The organism is Micromonospora sp. LZ34 (genome assembly GCF_052981855.1).
In genome coordinates, this window is sequence record NZ_JBRIQN010000006.1 from 1 (window position 1) to 17,491 (window position 17,491).

Annotated in this window: 15 protein-coding genes; 4 read left to right on the forward strand and 11 right to left on the reverse strand. The window is 72.6% G+C overall.

All coding sequences use genetic code 11. The features are described from left to right. Positions 1-854 (reverse strand): RNA-guided endonuclease TnpB family protein (locus ACVCAH_RS09095; RefSeq protein ID WP_447135812.1); only part of this gene is annotated, 854 nt, incomplete at its 3' end. A 384-nt stretch (positions 855-1,238) separates the two neighbouring features. Further along, positions 1,239-2,465, reverse strand: a complete 1,227-nt coding sequence (locus ACVCAH_RS09100; RefSeq protein ID WP_447135620.1) for an MFS transporter — start codon at positions 2,463-2,465, stop codon at positions 1,239-1,241. Between the two features lie 120 nt (positions 2,466-2,585). Between ACVCAH_RS09100 and ACVCAH_RS09105 the strand changes: the two genes are divergently transcribed. Then, positions 2,586-3,188 carry a PadR family transcriptional regulator gene (locus ACVCAH_RS09105; protein WP_447135813.1) on the forward strand — a complete coding sequence of 201 codons (603 nt, stop codon included), beginning with the start codon at positions 2,586-2,588 and terminating at the stop codon, positions 3,186-3,188. A gap of 143 nt (positions 3,189-3,331) precedes the next feature. On the opposite strand, the gene ispG is transcribed toward ACVCAH_RS09105, so the two are convergent. From ispG to ACVCAH_RS09130, 5 genes are all read right to left on the reverse strand, one after another. Next, positions 3,332-4,504: a flavodoxin-dependent (E)-4-hydroxy-3-methylbut-2-enyl-diphosphate synthase gene (gene ispG / locus ACVCAH_RS09110; RefSeq protein ID WP_447135621.1), complete on the reverse strand. Its 1,173-nt coding sequence runs from the start codon at positions 4,502-4,504 to the stop codon at positions 3,332-3,334. 9 nt (positions 4,505-4,513) lie between these two features. Continuing rightward, on the reverse strand, positions 4,514-5,764 hold the full coding sequence (locus tag ACVCAH_RS09115; protein ID WP_447135622.1) for a M50 family metallopeptidase: 1,251 nt from the start codon (positions 5,762-5,764) through the stop codon (positions 4,514-4,516). Further along, positions 5,764-6,975, reverse strand: coding sequence for a 1-deoxy-D-xylulose-5-phosphate reductoisomerase (dxr, locus tag ACVCAH_RS09120; RefSeq protein WP_447135623.1), 1,212 nt, complete (start codon positions 6,973-6,975; stop codon positions 5,764-5,766). Before dxr ends, ACVCAH_RS09115 begins: the two co-directional genes overlap by 1 nt. A gap of 88 nt (positions 6,976-7,063) precedes the next feature. After that, entirely contained in the window at positions 7,064-7,555 is a 492-nt protein-coding gene (locus ACVCAH_RS09125; RefSeq protein WP_447135624.1) for a YcxB family protein, read from the reverse strand. Positions 7,556-7,627: 72 nt separating this feature from the next. Next, positions 7,628-8,173: a GNAT family N-acetyltransferase gene (locus tag ACVCAH_RS09130; protein ID WP_447135625.1), complete on the reverse strand. Its 546-nt coding sequence runs from the start codon at positions 8,171-8,173 to the stop codon at positions 7,628-7,630. 51 nt (positions 8,174-8,224) lie between these two features. Between ACVCAH_RS09130 and ACVCAH_RS09135 the strand changes: the two genes are divergently transcribed. Then, the gene (locus tag ACVCAH_RS09135) at positions 8,225-9,067 is read left to right on the forward strand and encodes a YhjD/YihY/BrkB family envelope integrity protein (protein ID WP_447135626.1); all 843 of its coding nucleotides are present in this window, start codon (positions 8,225-8,227) and stop codon (positions 9,065-9,067) included. A gap of 73 nt (positions 9,068-9,140) precedes the next feature. On the opposite strand, the gene ACVCAH_RS09140 is transcribed toward ACVCAH_RS09135, so the two are convergent. Then, positions 9,141-10,307, reverse strand: coding sequence for an alkaline phosphatase PhoX (locus ACVCAH_RS09140; RefSeq protein WP_447135627.1), 1,167 nt, complete (start codon positions 10,305-10,307; stop codon positions 9,141-9,143). Positions 10,308-10,374: 67 nt separating this feature from the next. Then, on the reverse strand, positions 10,375-12,534 hold the full coding sequence (locus tag ACVCAH_RS09145; protein ID WP_447135628.1) for an MMPL family transporter: 2,160 nt from the start codon (positions 12,532-12,534) through the stop codon (positions 10,375-10,377). Between the two features lie 101 nt (positions 12,535-12,635). Here ACVCAH_RS09145 and ACVCAH_RS09150 point away from each other — a divergent pair, with 101 nt between their 5' ends. Then, entirely contained in the window at positions 12,636-13,355 is a 720-nt protein-coding gene (locus tag ACVCAH_RS09150; RefSeq protein ID WP_447135629.1) for a TetR/AcrR family transcriptional regulator, read from the forward strand. Positions 13,356-13,448: 93 nt separating this feature from the next. Next, positions 13,449-15,044 (forward strand): phytoene desaturase family protein, encoded by a 1,596-nt coding sequence (locus ACVCAH_RS09155; RefSeq protein WP_447135630.1) that lies wholly within the window; start codon positions 13,449-13,451, stop codon positions 15,042-15,044. Positions 15,045-15,088: 44 nt separating this feature from the next. On the opposite strand, the gene ACVCAH_RS09160 is transcribed toward ACVCAH_RS09155, so the two are convergent. Further along, positions 15,089-15,709 (reverse strand): TMEM175 family protein, encoded by a 621-nt coding sequence (locus ACVCAH_RS09160; RefSeq protein ID WP_447135814.1) that lies wholly within the window; start codon positions 15,707-15,709, stop codon positions 15,089-15,091. Positions 15,710-15,901: 192 nt separating this feature from the next. Continuing rightward, positions 15,902-17,482 carry a Rieske 2Fe-2S domain-containing protein gene (locus ACVCAH_RS09165; RefSeq protein WP_447135631.1) on the reverse strand — a complete coding sequence of 527 codons (1,581 nt, stop codon included), beginning with the start codon at positions 17,480-17,482 and terminating at the stop codon, positions 15,902-15,904. Between the last annotated feature and the right edge of the window lie 9 nt (positions 17,483-17,491).

Sequence of the window (17,491 nt, forward strand, 5' to 3'; positions counted from 1 at the left end):
CGGGGGTCACGTCGGGACTGGCCGGCGCCGGGGAGGTGCCGGCCGGCTCGACGGTGCGTGACCACCTCCGGCAGCACAGCCGCTGCGGTGGGGGTGGTGGGTCCGCCGCCCGGGGTGCGGGTGGCGATGCTGGCGGCCGCGACGAGGTCGCGGTGCCCGGAGAATGCGCAGTGCGGGCAGGTCAGGGTCCGCCCACGAGGTTTCGGCACCCGCTGGCGGCAGGCGGGGCAGGTCGAGGAGGTGCCGCGTTCGTCGACGAGGCGGACGGTGATGCCCGCTTGGGTGGCCTTGTCGGTGAGGATCTGCAGGTGTCGGCCGATCTGCCACTGCCGCAGCCGCAGGTTGTGCCGCCGCCCCGCAGCGATGTCGAGCACACCACGGGGGTCACCGACGTGCAGCACACCCACCCGCTGCTGCTGCTGCGCCCAGGTGACGACCGTGCGGGCGGCTTCGTGCTGGGCCTGGCGGACCCGCCGCCGATGCCGGCCCTCCACCAACCGGGCACGACGCCGATACTTCCGCCACCGCCGTGACCCCCGCTGACCCGGCTTCGGGGCCCGCCGGGCCACCGCCCGGCGGCGGGCTTTGCTGTCGGCCAGGTGCATGCGATGCTCAGCGCGGATCGCCCGCCCCGACACCAACAGAGCCTCGCCGTCAGGACCGGCCACCGCGTACGGGTGAATGATCCCCAGGTCCACCCCGGCCACCCGGCCCGGATCCGGCTCCTCACCAGGCGGATAGGTGACGACTGGGACTTCGGCGGTGACGTCGAGAAACAGCCGCCCACCCTCGCACAGCAGGGTGAGCGACCGAACCTGCTCCACCGCATACGGCAGGTCCCGGGCCAGCCGCACCCACAACGGCGCGGCAGGATCCCGACGGCGAGGCACAAGCCCAGCCAGCACCACCCCTACGACACTTCCCCAACCCCGACCAACCCGGCGAACGTTAGTGGACACCGCACCAGAGAGGCTCCGCCTCGGACCGCCGAGCAGGCCGGTTGAGCTGGACAAACAGCCTGTGGCCCTACCTCGGGCCAAGCTCACGCAGGGACCTGCGGCCCGATCTTGGCCGGCCGCCGCCACCCGCTGCGCCGATGTCCGGCCGCCGTGGCGACCGGCTGTGCCACACCAAAGTGGCTGGTCAGAACCCATGTCTGCAAAATGTGGAGCGGGCAACACAACGTTACGCCCGCTCAAAAACTTGACACAAACGTCGAGAATCTGGCGGCCAAGGATCTAGCCCACGGTGACCGGGTGGCCGGCGGGCGGGGCGACCCGGGTCCGGGCGGCCCATCGGACCACCACCGGCACCAGCGCCCCGAGCAGCAGGAACAACCCGCCGAGGAGCAACCACCCCGGTACGCCCCAGCCGATCGCCAGCGTGGTCACCACCACCGGCGCGAGCATCTTGCCCAGCTCGTAGCCCATGCTGTACGCGCCCTGGTACTGCCCGTGGGCGTGCTCGGGCGCCAGCCCGAACGAGATGCCCCACCCGGCGGCGGAGTGCCAGAGTTCGCCGATCACGTGCGCCAGCGCCCCGCAGGCCAGCAGCCCGATCGCCGCGCCGGTCGGCAGGTCCCCCGCGGCGGCGAACAGGACGCAGGCGGCAGCGATCGCAACACCCGCGCGCCGGGCCGCCCGACCGGCCCCGACGAGGCTCTCGGTGCCCCGGGCGGCGCGCACCTGGAACAGCACCACCATGCCGGTGTTGACCAGCATCAGCCCGGAGATCACCCAGGCCGGGGCCCGCGTGTGCCCGGCGATCCAGAGCGGCAGGGCGATGTTGAGCAGGCCGAAGTGCATCGACATCAGCCCGTCGAGCACGGTGAACGCCAGGAACGGGCGGTCCCGCAGCGCGATCAGCCGCGGGCCGTGCGCCGGGGCGGGGGCCGGCGCGATCACCGGCAGCCGGGTGAACACCGCGGCGGCGGCCAGGTAGGTCGCCGCGGCGGTCAGGATCAGCGCCAGGTAGCCGGCGCGGGTGTCCAGGGCGATGGCGAATCCGGCGAGCACCGCGCCGAGCGAGATCCCGACGTTGGTGGTGGCGCGCAGGTAGGCGCGGGTGCGGACCCGCTGCTCGGCCGGGACGGAACCGGCGATCAGCGCGCCCCGGGCGCCCCGGTCCGCGGCGTCCGCGAGGGCGGTGGCGGCGCCCACGGCCAGGAACGCCGGGAACGACCTGACCGTCACCAGGCCGGCGGTCAGCGCACCGCCGGCCACCAGCGCGGCGATCTGGGTGCCGCGCGGGCCGAGCCGGTCGGCCAGGTAGCCGGTCGGGGCGCTGGCCAGCAGGCCGACCAGCGCCGAGACCGTCAGGCCGAGTCCGACCTCGGTGGCGGTGAGCCCGACCGAGCGGGTGAGGAAGAGCGCGCTGGCCACCAGCCAGAGGCCGCGGCCGACGGTCCGGACCAGGGTGCCGAGGGTGAGGATCCGGGCCGGGCCCGGGTCGGGAAGCAGTCGCACCCCGCAACCTTAACAAGACGTACGTACGGTTTGCAGCCGCCTCCGCCGCTGGCTTGTCGGCGACACATTGCCGATATATCGTTGATGCATCAGCGACAGTTACAAAGGAGAGTGGTGACGATGGGACTCCATCGCAGACTGCACGAGTTGCACGGGGCGCGGATGCGCGGCTTCGGCTTCCCGCCCGGCCCGCCCGGCCACGGCGGTTGGGGCGGCTTCCCGCCCGGCCACGGCGGGGGCCGGGGCGGCGGTTGGGGTGGCCGCGGTCGGGGCCGGGGACGCCGGCCCAACGTCCGCCACGCCGTCCTGGCGCTGCTCGTCGAGCGGCCGATGCACGGCTACGAGATGATCCAGGAGATCGACTCCCGCACCGGCGGCGCGTGGCGGCCGAGCCCGGGCTCGGTCTACCCGACCCTCCAACTGCTGGAGGACGAGGGCATGATCGTGGCCGCCACCGACGAGACCGGCGGTGGGCGGAAGCGGTTCGCGCTGACCGACGGCGGCCGTACGGAGGCGACCGAGGCGGCGCAGACCCCGCCGTGGGCGGAGTTCGCCCAGGGCACCGTCGACAGCTGGCACGACATCCGGGACGCCGGAGCGCAGGCGATGCACGCCCTGCGCCAGGTGATGATGACCGGCACCGACGACCAGCGGGAGCGGGCCGCGCAGGTGCTCGACGAGACCCGGCGCAAGCTGTACGCCATCCTCGCCGAATCCGAGTGACCCCCACCCCGGGAACCGCGCGCGAGCTCCCCCGGAGCGTTCGCTCAGACAGAGAAAGAGTGGCCATTCCCCGTGGAATGGCCACTCTTTCTCGGTACGTGCGTGCGCGCCGGCCGGTGGGGTCCGGCCGGGCGCCGGACCGGTCAGTGCACCGTGACGGTGGGGCCGGGGACCATGCCCCGCAGCTCCTCGGGCAGCTCGGCGCCCATCTCGTCGGCAATGCGCAGCGCCTCTTCGATCAGCGTCTCCACGATCTGCGCCTCGGGCACGGTCTTGACCACCTGCCCCTTGACGAAGATCTGACCCTTGCCGTTGCCGGAGGCGACGCCGAGGTCGGCCTCCCGGGCCTCGCCGGGGCCGTTCACCACGCAGCCCATCACGGCCACCCGCAGCGGCACCGGCAGCCCCTCGAGGCCGGCGGTGACCTCCTCGGCGAGCTTGTAGACGTCCACCTGGGCCCGGCCGCAGGACGGGCAGGAGACGATCTCCAGGCCGCGCTCGCGCAGGCCGAGCGACTCCAGGATCGCCGCGCCGACCTTGATCTCCTCGACCGGCGGGGCGGAGAGCGAGACCCGGATGGTGTCGCCGATCCCCTCGGCCAGCAGCGCCCCGAAGGCGACCGCCGACTTGATGGTGCCCTGGAAGGCCGGGCCGGCCTCGGTGACGCCCAGGTGCAGCGGGTAGTCGCACTTCTCGGCGAGCAGCCGGTACGCCCGGATCATCACCACCGGGTCGTTGTGCTTGACCGAGATCTTGATGTCCCGGAAGCCGTGCTCCTCGAAGAGCGAGCACTCCCAGAGCGCCGACTCGACCAGCGCCTCGGCGGTGGCCTTGCCGTACTTGGCGAGCAGCCGCTTGTCCAGCGAGCCGGCGTTCACGCCGATCCGGATCGGCACCCCGGCGTCGCCGGCCGCCCTGGCGATCTCCTTGACCTTGTCGTCGAACTGCCGGATGTTGCCCGGGTTGACCCGCACCGCGGCGCAGCCGGCGTCGATCGCGGCGAAGACGTACTTGGGCTGGAAGTGGATGTCGGCGATGACCGGGATCTGCGACTTCTTCGCGATCGCCGGCAGCGCCTCGACGTCGTCCTGGCTGGGCACTGCGACCCGGACGATCTGGCAGCCGGACGCGGTCAGTTCGGCGATCTGCTGGAGCGTGGCGTTGACGTCGGCGGTGAGGGTGGTGGTCATCGACTGTACGGAGACCGGCGCGCCACCGCCGACCGGCACCGAGCCGACCATGATCTGGCGGCTGGCCCGGCGCGGCGCGAGCGGCGGGGGCGGTACGGCGGGGATACCGAGACTGACAGCGGTCACTTCAGGCACTCACCTTGAAAAGAGCGTGATCGGGTTGACGACGTCCGCCGTGATGGTCAGCAGCGTGAAGGCGCCACCGATCAGGATCACCGCGTACGTGAAGGGCATGAGCTTGAGGTAGTCGACCCGGCCCGGGTCGGGCCGGCCGATCCGGGCGTACACCCAGGTGCGGGCCCGCTCGAACCAGGCGATGGCGATGTGGCCGCCGTCCAGCGGCAGCAGCGGCAGCAGGTTGAACACGCCGATGAAGAAGTTCAGCGACACGAACAGCATGAAGAACCCGTACCAGGCGTCGTTCGCCACGAACTCACCGCCGAGCCGGCTGGCGCCGACCACGCTGATCGGGGTGTCCATGTCCCGCTCGCCGCCGGTGATCGCCGTCCACAGGGCCGGGACCTTCTGCGGGATGCGCTGCATGGCGTGCGCCGTCTGCACCGCCATGTCGCCGGTGAAGTCGGCGGTGGCGCCGAACGCGGCGACCGGCCCGTACGACACCCGGGTCGGGGTGCTGGGGATGAGGCCGACACCGAGCGCGGCCACGTCGCCGACGGTGCCCTTCGGGTCGTCCAGCGGCGGGCGCTGGGTCTTCGCCAGCACCGCCTCCGTACTGCCCGGCTGGCCGTCCCGGACATACGCGATCTTCGCCGTCTCGCCCGGCTTGAGTGTGCGCAGCGTGGTGAGCAGGTCGCCGTAGCTGTTGATCGGCGCGCCGTTGAGCGCGGTGATCCGGTCACCGTCGCGCAGCTGCGCCTGGCCGGCCGGGCTGGCGGCGTCGGTGGCGGTGCAGGCGCGCAGCGTGTTCTCCGGCACCACGCACTCGGAGAGCTGAATGACGGCCGGCTCCTTGCGAACCTCGGCCTCGGTGCTCGGGAAGTCGGGGTTGGGCAGGCCGACGGAGACCGCCATGATCCAGAGCGCGCCCAGGGCCAGCGCGAAGTGAACGATGGAGCCCGCGGACATCACGATCGTCCGCTTCCACACCGGGTAGCGCCACATGGCCCGCGGCTCGTCCGCCGGGTCGACGTCGTCGTCCTGCGGCGTCATGCCCACGATCTTGCAGAAGCCGCCCAGCGGGATGCCCTTCAGCCCGTACTCGGTCTCGCCCCGCTTGAACGACCACAGCGTCGGGCCGAAGCCGACGAAGTAGCGCGTGACCTTCATGCCGAACGCCTTGGCGGTGAGCATGTGCCCCGCCTCGTGCAGGCTCACCGAGACGAGGATGAACACGGCAAAGAGCGCCACCCCGAGCACGTTTGCCATCAAGCTCCTTCCACCGATGCCTCGATGATCTCCTGCGCGTGCGCGCGCGCCCACGACTCCGCCGCGAGCACGTCCTCGACGGTACCTGGTTCGGCGAAGTCGGGAGCCTCCTCGAGGACCCGCTCGAGGGTGTCGACGATGCCGAGGAACGGCAGCCGGCCGGCCACGAACGCGGCGACGCACTCCTCGTTCGCCGCGTTGTAGATCGCCGGGCGGCAGCGCCCGGCCGCGCCGGCGGCCTTGGCCAGCGCGACCGCCGGGAACGCCTCGTCGTCCAGCGGGGCGAACTCCCAGGTGTGGCTCCTGGTCCAGTCGACCGCGGCGGCGGAGTCCGGCACCCGGTCCGGCCAGCCGATGCCCAGCGCGATCGGCAGCCGCATGTCCGGAGGGCTGGCCTGGGCGAGGGTGGACCCGTCCACGAACTCGACCATCGAGTGGATCACCGACTGCGGGTGCACCATCACGGTGATGTCGGCGTACGGCACGTCGAACAGCTCGTGCGCCTCGATCACCTCCAGCGCCTTGTTCACCATGGTCGCGGAGTTGATCGTGACGACCGGGCCCATGTTCCAGGTCGGGTGGGCCAGCGCCTGCTCCGGCGTGACCTCGGTCAGCTCGTCGCGCCGCTTCCCCCGGAACGGGCCGCCGCTGGCGGTGACGATCAGGCGGCGCACCTCGCCCCGGCTCCCGCCGCGCAGGCACTGGGCCAGCGCCGAGTGCTCGGAGTCCACCGGGACGATCTGCTCCGGCCGGGTCACCGCCGCCTTGACCAGGGAGCCGCCGGCCACCAGCGACTCCTTGTTGGCCAGCGCGAGGGTACGTCCGGCGCGCAGCGCGGCCAGCGTCGGCGCCAGCCCCAGCGAGCCGACCACGCCGTTGAGCACGATGTCGCAGGGCCACTGCGCCAGCTCGGTCATCGCGTCCGGCCCGGCGACGATCTTCGGAAGCTTGAAGTCGCCGGTGGCCCAGCCCCGGCGGCTCGCCTCGGCGTAGAAGGCGAGCTGCAGGTCCTGCGCCGCGGACGCCTTGGCCACCCCGACCGCGTCGACGCCCAGCTCCAGCGCCTGGGCGGCGAGCAGGTCGACGTTGCCGCCGCCGGCGCCGAGCGCGACCACCCGGAACCGGTCCGGGTTGCGCCGCACGATGTCGATGGCCTGGGTACCGATCGAGCCGGTGGAGCCGAGCAGGACCAGTTCTCGGGGGGAGGTCACTCGGCCATTCTTCCCCAGCCCCACTCCGCCCCCGCCGGGAGCCTCAATCCTCCCCCCTGGCCTGCTCCTCCACCGGCGTGCGCAACCGTCAGGCAGTGAGCCGGGTTCCGGCGGGGAGCAGGCCTCGGCCAATGAGGAAGTCGGCGAGCGTGTCGCGGTCGGGCGGGGTCAGCCCGGCGATCGGGACCGGGATGACCTGCTGGCGGTTGATCTTGAGGAGCAACTGGCCGGCGATCGGTTCGACCGATTCCAGCGCCTCCCAGCGGAGCAGGCTCTCCATCAGCGCCGAATCCATCCGCACTCCCTCGTCGGTGAACCGCCAAGCGATCGGGACGCCGTAGGTCTTCCAGCTCGCCTGGACCGCACTCCGCACCACCAGCGGCGGCAGGAGCCAGAAGACGACCGCTCCCACCAGCCAACCCACCGCCACCACCGGGTCGTCGTCGAGCACGGCGACCACCGCCGGCAGGAGCAGGACGAAACCGCAGAGCCTGAACGGGCGCAGGCCCCGGCGCAGCGTGCGGCGCAGCGCGTGCGTCAGCAGGCGCCGGTCCGGCTGCGTCTCGAAACTGATCATCACGGCCGAAGACGATACGGCCGTCCCGGCCCAGCCGCTGCCCCCGGCGTGTCGGGCGATCCTGCGGGCCGGTCCTCAGACCGGGGCGGTCAGCACGAAGGTCTCCAGCAGCTCGCCGCCGTACCAGTCGGTGCGGCGGCCGAGGTGGGTCATGTCGAGCCGGCGGCACACCGCCATCGACGGGTCGTTGCCGGGCGCGACCACCGCGTACACCTGCCGGCTGCCGGCGGCGAACTCGCGGGCCAGCACCGCCCGGGCCGCCTCGGTGGCGTACCCGTGGCCCCAGGAGTCGGGGTGCAGGTGCCAGCCCACCTCGATGTCGCCGGTGGGGGTCACCCCGTCCGCACCGGGCAGCGGCTTGAGGATCAGCGTGCCGGCGACCGAGCCGGTGTCGCGCACCTCGATCGCCCAGGTGCCGTACCTGCCGCCGTGGTCGGCGTGCCGCTCGCGCCAGATCCGCAGCCGGTCGGCTGCCTGCGCCGGGTCGGTCAGCGGCAGCCCGGACGCGGCCAGCCAGCGGGTGATCTCCGGACGGGAGTAGATGTCCCAGATCCGGTCCAGGTCCGCCGGGTCCTCAGTCCAGTCCCGCAGGATCAGGCGCTCCGTGGTGAGAACGGTCATGGCCGGCGATCTTAATGAGTGCCGGCCGCCGCGAGGGGGAATGAGACCACGATGGGGGGCGGCTGGCGGCGGGCGAAGCGGATCACGGCTGCGGCGTTCCGTCCGCTGCGCGGCCGGGACCTCTCGCTGCACGCCGCCGCCATCACCTTCTACGGCGCGATCGCCGTGGTCCCGGTCGCCCTGCTGGCGATCTGGTTGACCGCGCTGGTGGCGGGCGCCGAGCGGGTCCGCCGGCTCACCTCGTACGCCGTGCGGACGCTGCCGACCGAGATCGGCGCGCCGCACGCGGTGGCCGCCCTGGTCGACGCCGGGGTGGAACTGACCCCGTGGCTGGCGCTGGCCTCGCTGCTGCCGGCGTCGCTCTACGGCGAGGGGCTGCGCCGGGCGTTCGTCTCGGTGGCCAACTCACGTACCGACGAGTCGCTGGTCGGCTGGCGGGGCCGGCTGCTGCTGTTGCCGCTGCTCGCCCCGGCCCCGGTCCTGCTGCTGTCGATCCTGCTGGCGCTGCCGACCACCACCGGGCTGGTCCGCCAGGGCGGCTGGCTCGGCGCGCTCGGGGTGGTGCTGTCCTTCCTGGGCGTGTGGCTGGTGCTCACCCCGGTGCTGCTCTGGGTGTTCCGGGTGGTCGGGCCGGCGTCACCGGACTGGCTCTCCGCGCTGGGCGTCGGCTCGTTCACCGCGGCGAACCTCTCCGGTTTCCTGCACGGGTTCGTGCTCTTCGCCTCGCTCCCCATCGACCTGGGCGCGCCGTTCGGCGGCTTCGACGAGATCGGCGCCGGCGTCGCGGTGCTGCTCTGGCTCTACCTCTTCCACGTGATCGTGCTGGCCGGCTACTCCGCCACCCTCGCCCTCTCCCACTGGCGCGCCCGCCGCGCCGCCCAGGAACCGCGTTGATCATGAGCTTGGCGGCGCGGAGAGCGCTTCCCGACGCCGCCAACCTCATGATCAACGCCGGGGCGCCGACGGGCTAGGGGCGGAAGGGGCCGGTGATCTCGTAGGTGACGCCGGCGGAGCCGGTGCGGTCGCCGGTGGTGCCGCGCTGGGAGGAGAAGTAGAGGCGGGAGCCGTCGGGCGAGAAGGCGGGGCCCGTGATCTCCGACTCCGCGTGGCCGTGCAGCCGCAGGAACGGGGTGACCACGCCGGCCGGGGTGATCATGTTGATCTCCATGTTGCCGCCGTCCTCGGCCACGTAGAGGTCCCCGCCGGCGGTGCCGGTGATGTTGTCCACCCCGGTCAGCGGCGCCGCGCCGGCCGGCACCAGCGAGTCGTCGTACGCCAGGTCGAGGCGCTGGCCGACCGCGTCGTACGCCCAGACCCGGTTGTCGCCCTTGGTGGTGAACCAGCAGGTCCCGTCGGCGTACCAGCAGCCCTCGCCACCGTCGAAGTGCTTCGCCGCGCCGACCTGCCAGCGGGTCGGGACCGGGAAGCCGTCCCGGTCCGGCACGTCCCGCCAGGTCACCGGCCCGGCGGTGGCCTCGGCGGGCGCGCAGAGCACCTGCAACCGGCCGGTGCGCAGGTCGCCCCAGGTGTCCGGGACGAAGCGGTAGAAGCAGCCGTCGCCCTCGTCCTCGGTCAGGTAGACCACCCGGCGGTCCGGGTCGCAGGCCGCCGCCTCGTGGGTGAACCGGCCCATCCGGGTGCGCTCCTCGGCGGCCCGGCCGCCGTCCGGCCAGGTCTCGAAGACCCGGCCGAGCGGCACCTCCTCGCAGGAGAGCCAGGTGCCCCAGGGGGTGGCGCCGCCGGCGCAGTTGACGTTGGTGCCGCCGAGGATGCGGTACGCCGCCGTGATCGAACCGTCGGCGGCGAAGCGCACCGCCGACGCCCCGCCGACCAGCGGGACCTCCGAGTTGGAGACGTAGATCCAGCCGGTGCCGGCCGGGAAGCAGGCGCCACCGTCGGGCGCCCAGTGCCAGAGGTACGAGGTGCCGGCGACCCGCTGCCCGGAGCGGGCGACCACCCGGCTGGTGAAGCCGGCGGGCAGCTGGATGCCGTTGGCGTCGGCGGCGAGCAGTTCCCCGTACGGGCCGGGGCCGGGCTGGGCGGGGGCGGCCAGCGCGGCGCCGGCCCAGAGGCTGCCGGAGAAGGCGGCGGCGCCGCCGGCGACGGTGGCGCGCAGGACGGTACGACGGTCCATCGGAGACCTCCCGGAGATGGTCGATGCCCCGTCGACGCTAGAGCCGACAGGGCATCGATGGAAGTCTCTACCGAGTGAACGCGGGGTGATGGTCCACCGGCTCCGGCTCGGCGCCTTCCCGGATGCCGTACCGGCGGTAGACCCGGCCGAGCGGGCCGGGAGCCCACCAGTTCCACCGCCCGAGCAGCCGCATGGTGGCCGGCACCAGCAGCGCCCGCACCAGCGTGGCGTCGACCACGATCGCCACGATCATGCCGACCCCGATCAGCTTGATGTACGCCATGCCGCCGGTGGCGAAGCCGGCCACCACGATGATCAGCAGCAGCGCCGCCGCGGTGATGATCCGGCCGGTGTGCTGCAACCCGGCGGCCACCGAGGCGGTGTTGTCCCCGGTCCGGTCCCACTCCTCGCGAACCCGGGAGAGCAGGAACACCTCGTAGTCGGTGGCCAGCCCGAAGAGGACCGCGAGCATGAGGATCGGGTTGCTCGGCTCGATGAACCCGGTCGGGGTGAAGCCGAGCAGGTCGGCGAAGTGGCCGTCCTGGAAGATCCAGACCACCACGCCGAACGACGCCCCGATCGAGACCAGGTTCATCAGGACCGCCTTGACCGGCAGCACCACCGAGCCGAAGGCGAGGAAGAGCAGCAGCAGGGTGGCGGCGGCCATCAGCAGCGCCATCCACGGCAGCCGGTCGGCGAGGCTGTCCAGCAGGTCCCGGTCGGCCCCGGGGCGGCCGCCGACCAGCACCTCGGCTCCGTCCGGCGCGGGCAGCTCGCGCAGCTTCCGGACTAGGTCCTGGGCGACGTCGCCGGTCGGCTCGCCCGGGTAGCTCACGGTCAGCAGCGTCGCATCGCCCCGGTTCGCGGCCACCCGCACCCCGTTCACCCCGGGCAGCTGCGCCACCCGGTCGGCGAAGGGACGTACCGCCTCGGCCGGCGCCCCGGAGACCAGCACGTCGATCGGCGCGACGGTGCCGCCCGGGAACTCGGCGGCGATCCGCTCGGAGACCGCCCGGGGCGCGGCGTCCGCGGGCAGCACCCGCTCGTCGAAGCCGCCGAACTCCATCCGCACCGACGGCACGGCCAGCACGACGAGCAGCACCACGACCCCGACCAGGTAGCGCATCGGCCGGCGCATCACACTGCGCGCGATCCGGGCCCAGGCGCCGCCGCCGCCCGCCGGCCGCCCACCCCGCCGCCACGGCAGCGGTACGCGCAACGCGTCGATCCGCGGGCCGAGCACCGCGAGCAGGGCCGGCAGCACGGTCAGCGCGGCGAGCATGGCGACCAGCACCGCGGCCATCCCGCCGAGCCCCATCGAGCGCAGGAACGCCTGCGGAAAGATCAGCAGACTGGCCATGGCGAGCGCGATGGTGAGCCCGGAGACCAGCACGGTACGGCCGGCGGTGGCCATGGTGCGCCGGATCGCGGTGGCGGTGTCGTGGCCGGCGGCGAGTTCCTCGCGGAACCGGCTGACCACGAAGAGCGCGTAGTCGACGGCCATGCCCAGGCCGATCAGCGTGATGATGTTGATCGCGAAGATCGACACGTCGGTGAACAGGTTGACCAGCCGGACCGCGACGAACCCGCCGAGGATGGCCAGTCCGCCGATCAGCAGCGGGGTGGCCGCGGCGACCAGGCCGCCGAAGATGAGCACGAGCAGCACCAGCAGCACCGGCATGGCGAGCAGCTCCGCGCGGCTGATGTCCTCGGTGGTCTGCCGGTTCGCCTCGTGCAGGAACGGCACGTTGCCGCCCGTCCCGGTTCGTACGCCCGGCGTCTCCAGCGCCGGCCGCAGCTCCTCGTACGCCGCGGTCTTGCCGTCCTCGTCGGCGGCCCGGAGCTGGACCAGCGCGTAGGTGGCCCGCCGGTCGGTGGCGAGCAGCGCGGGCGCCCGGGTGTCGTACCAGGTGGTGACGCTGGCCACCGCCGGGTGCCCGCGCAGCCGGGCGACGGTCGCGGCGACGGGGTCACGGAAGGCCGGCTGGTCGGCGGTCACCGAGTCGCTGGACCAGAGGACGATCACGTCCGCCCCCTGCGGCCCCAGCTCGTCGGTGATCCGCTCGTAGGCCCGGCTGGACTCGCTGGCCGGATCGTCGTACCCGCCTCCGGTGAGCTGCCCGAAGACCCCGGCCCCCCAGGTCGATCCGACCGCGACCAGCAGCACGGCGGCGGCGAGCACGACCCACCGCAGCCGCACCACCGCTCGACCCCACCACGCGAACATGGCCTCCCCCTTCGGCGACGGCTAAACTGTGACCATCGCTCATTTGAGTGAACGCCGTTAACTATGGCAACGGCGTTCGCTTTGGTCAAGGGGGTTAGCCGATGACCGCACCGACCCGACGGGAACGCCTGCGTACGGCGACCCTCGCCGAGATCAAGGACGGGGCGCGACGGCTGCTGGTGGGCGGCGGGACCGAGGCGATCTCGTTGCGGGCCATCGCCCGGGACATGGGCATGACGGCGCCGGCCATCTACCGCTACTTCCCCAGCCTGGAGGCGCTGGTCGCGGCGCTCGCCGGGGACCTCTACGACGAGCTGCGGCTACGCCTGGAGGCGGCCCGGGACGCCGCCGGGGGCGCGCCGGTCGACCAGCTGATGGCCATGTGCCGGGCGTTCCGGGCCTGGTCGGTGGCGCACCCCGCCGAGTTCGGGCTGATCTTCGGCGCACCGACCCCCGGACTGGCCGCCTTCGCCGACGACTGCGTCGACCCCGACCACCCCGGCGCCCGGTTCGGGGCGGTCTTCCTCGCACCGATGATCGACCTCTGGCACCGGTCGCCGTTCCCCACCCCGCCGGCCGAACTGCTCCGGGAACGCCTCGGCGACCGGCTGGAGCCGCTGCGGCTCAGCCACGGCGAGATCCCGATCGAGGTCACGTACACCTTCCTGAGCGGCTGGACCCGGCTCTACGGGCTGGTCGCGGCGGAGGTCTTCGCGCAGCTGAGCTGGGCGGTCACCGAACCCGAGGCGCTGTTCGAGCTGGAGCTGGCGACGTTCACCGCCCAGTTGGGCGGCGAGCGGCCGGGCCCGGCGCCCAGTTAGGCCCGGCGAGGGCGGGGCGGCGTGCCGGGCCGGCGGAGGCGGCCGAGGCGAAGGGCTGCCCGGCGGGCCCGGCGGGCACTAGGCTCCCCCGGCATGAGTGACGAGCTGCCGACCCGGGCCGACGTGGTGATCGTCGGGTCCGGGCACAACGGTCTGGTGTCCGCGATCCTGCTGGCCCGCGCCGGTCTCGACGTGCTGGTGCTGGAGGCGGCCGAGGTGATCGGCGGCGCGACCCGGACGGAGAACCCCTTCCCGAAGGTGCCCGGGCTGCGCCATTCCACCGGCTCCTACCTGCTCGGGCTGATGCCGCCGGAGCTGCTCGCCACGCTGGACGTGCGCATTCCGGTGCTGCGCCGCGACCCGCACTACTTCCTGCCCACCCCCGGCCCGGAGGGCTCCCCGTACCTGCTGTTCGGCAGCGACACGGCGGCCACCCGGGCCCAGCTCGCCGAGTTCTTCTCCCCCGCCGACGTGGCCGCCGACGACGCTCTCCAGGCCGAACTGGCCGCGCTGCGCGCCGACCTCGCGCCGGCCTGGCTGGCCGAGCCGCTGCCGGTCGAGGAGACCGCCGAGCGGTACGTCCGCCCGGCGCTGCGGCAGGTCTTCGTCGACCTGGTCCGCGGCTCGGTCGCCGACTACCTGGCCCGCTTCGACTTCCGCTCCGAGCTGCTCGTCTCGATGTACGCGGTCACCGACGGCCTGTCCGGGCTGAACGCCGGACCGGACGACCCGGGCACCGGGCACAACTTCCTGGTGCACAACATGTGCCGACTGCCCGGCTCGGACGGCACCTGGATGATCGCCGAGGGCGGGATGGGCACCGTGTCGCGGACCTTCGCCGAGGCCGCCCGGGCCGCCGGGGCGCGGATCGTGACCGGCGCCGGGGTCAGCGCGATCACCCTGGACGGCGGCGCGGCCAGCGGGGTGGTCCTCGCCGACGGACGGGAGGTGGGCGCCCGGGTGGTGCTCGGCGCGTGCGACCCGTACCGGCTGATGGAGCTGCTGCCCGACGGCTCGCCGCCGGCGCCGCTGGCCGAGCGGATGGCGGCGGTCCGCCGCCCCGGCACCACGCTCAAACTCAACCTGGCGCTGACCGGCCTGCCGCGCTTCTCCTGCCTGCCCGCGGACGCGCCGAGCCCGTTCGGCTCGACCATCCACCTGCTGCCCGGCTCGGCCTCGCTGCTCGGCGGCGGCGGGGAGGCGCCGATGGCGGCGCTGCGCGCGATGTGGGCGGACGTCCAGGCGGGCCGGCTGCCGGCGGAGCCGACCATCGAGTGGTACCTGCACACCACCGTCGACCCGTCGCTCTCGGACGGGCAGGGCCACCACTCCTCGGCACTCTTCGTCCAGTCGGTCCCCTACGAGCTGGCCGGCACCACCTGGGACGAGGCGCTGCCCGGGTACGTCGAGCAGCTGATCGCGATCTGCGAGCGGTACGCCCCCGGCACCGGCGACCTGATCGCCGACGCGGTGCCGCTGACCCCGCCCGGCATCGAGGCGCACTTCGGCATCACCGGCGGGCACATCCACCACGTCGACAACACCGTGTCGTTCACCGACCGGATGCCGTACGCCACCGGCGTCGACGGGGTGTACGCCGGAAGCGCCGGCTGCCATCCGGCCGGCAGCGTCATCGGCGCCGCCGGCCACAACGCCGCCCACCGCATCCTCACCGACCTGACCCCCTAGCCCCCCTCTCCCGCCCCCGCCCGTTGATCATGACGGCGGGTGGGTCAGCGGGCGGAGGAGGGGAGGTCGCCGGGGCCGCGGACGAGGTAGACGCCGACCAGCAGGAGATAGAGGCACAGGCTCAGGACCGGGTCGACGAAGACGAAGCCGAACGCGATCAGGTAGAGCACCGGGCCGAGCAGGAAGCGCAGCGCGACCGCCCGGGCCAGCCGCGGGTCCATGTCGGGGTGCAACAGCCGGCGGCGACGGGCCCACCACCAGCTCAGGTTGAAGAAGAGCGCCTCGCCCAGCACGGTGCCGACATAGAGCCCAGCGGTCAGCCGCTGGTCGGTCACCGTGCCGCGCAGGTTGTCGGCGAGCAGGTCGGCGGTGAACGGGATCGCCGCGACGAAGAGCAGCAGGAGCAGGTTGAGCACCAGCAGCATCTGGTCGACCCGGACGACGTACCGCCACATGTTGTGGTGGGTCAGCCAGACCTGGCCGACGATCGCGAAGGTGATCACGTACGCCAGGTAGGCCGGCCACGAGTGGGCGAGCGCGGCCGGCAGCGCCTTCCCGTCCGCCCGCACCGGGCCGAACTGGAGCAGCTCGACCGCCATCAGCGTCAGCACGATCGCGATGACGGCGTCGCTGAACGCCTCCACCCGGGACGCGTCCCGCGCCATCTCCCGGTTACGGGCGTACCGGTACCCCGACTCCTCGGCTTCCTCGGCGTCCGTCACGCCACCCCACCCGCCCTTTCCCACCGATCAAGGTGGTGGTGCCCGTCCCGCCCCGGTCCGGGGCGATCAGGGCGGCACCACCACTGATGGTCGCGAAGTCGGGGCGGGGCGGGTGGGGTTTGCGGCAGGAGAGGGTCAGCTGAGCGCTTCGCCGGCCGGGGCGGGAGCTTCGGCGTCGACCCGGCGCGCGCGGACCTTGTGGCCGACGCTGGTCAGGCAACGGCCGCTGGCCAGGTCGAACCGCCAGCCGTGCAGCTGGCAGGTGAGCTGGTCACCCTCGATGATGCCGAACCGGCTCAGGTCCGCCTTCAGGTGTGGGCAGCGCCGCTGCACCACCCAGTCGCCGAGGGTGATGTCCTCGGCGTCGACGGCCCGCTCGTGCTCGTCGTACCAGCCCTCGGCGTACTGGAGGCGCTCCTCCGAGAGGCACTTGAAGAACGCGTAGACGAACTCGTTGTACTGGCCGATCCGGGCCGCCGAGAACCGGCAGGAGAGGAATAGCGAGTTGACCCAGTCCACCTCGCCGCTGTGCAGCAGCTGCTCGATCAGCGCCCGCTCGGTGCGGAACCGGTACCGCACCTTCTCGTCCGCGTACGGCCGGACCTGCTTGCCGGGGAAGTCCACCACGATGGATTCGACGCTCTCCCCGTCGTAGCCGACCAGGTCGAAGCGGACCGGACCGCCGACCCCCTTGGCCAGGTAGATCGACTCGTCCAGCAACGGCTCGACCCGCCGCTTCATCTCCTTGAGGACGTCGATCTCCGGGTGCCGCCAGGACGCCTTCTCGGCCTCGATGATCGGGCGCTTGCGCTCGCGCATCTCCTCCAGGTGGGCGACCTTGTTCGCGAAGAACTCCTGGACCGGCACCGGGTGGGTGGTCTCGCAGCTGTCGGTGGTGATCTCGGCGACGCTGCCGGGCAGCAGCACCACGCCGTTGGTGCCGCCGACCTTGGCGTACTCGCTCAGGAAGACCGACTGGTCGGGGAAGATGTTGCCCTCGTCGCCGAAGATGTCGTTGAACTGCCACAGCTCGTCGTCGAGGAAGCACGGCGGGCCGGCGATCGGGAAGACGTGTGAGGCCTTCAGGTCGTCGATGTAGCGCCAGGTGCGGTCGAACTGCCGGTCCCGCTTCTGCTTGCCGAACGCGGTCTTCGCGGCCTGGGGCAGCTCGTAGACCATCGGGTACCAGATCGCCCCGGAGAACTGGAGCAGGTGGGCGTGCACGTGGCCCAGTTCGGCGAAGACGCTCAGGTCGGTGGGGCGGGCGTCGTTCTGGTTCAGCAGCCGGACCCCGTCGTACTCGACCCAGAGCGAGGAGTCGCCGATCGGGCCGTCGGTCGGGCTTGTGAGCGCCTGGATCATGATCTTCAAACCGCCGGGCAGCTCCACGACCTGCTCGTTCGGCGCCTTGAGGAACTTGGTGAAGCCCAGCTCCCGGAACTCGTCCTCCATCTCCGAGGTGGGGAACTCGGGGAGCAGCACGGTCGCGTCCTTCGACACGAAGTCCCGCAGGTGCTTCGCGTCGAAGTGGTCCCGGTGCAGGTGGGAGACGTAGAGGTAGTCGACCTGGCCGAGGGTCTCCCAGTCGAGCTGGGAATTGTCGGGGAATGGGAACCAAGAGGCGAAGTAGGCCGGATTGACCCACGGGTCGCACAGGATGCTGCCCGCGGCCGTGTCGATCCGCATGCTCGCGTGCCCCGTACCGGTCACTCGCACCGCAGTTTC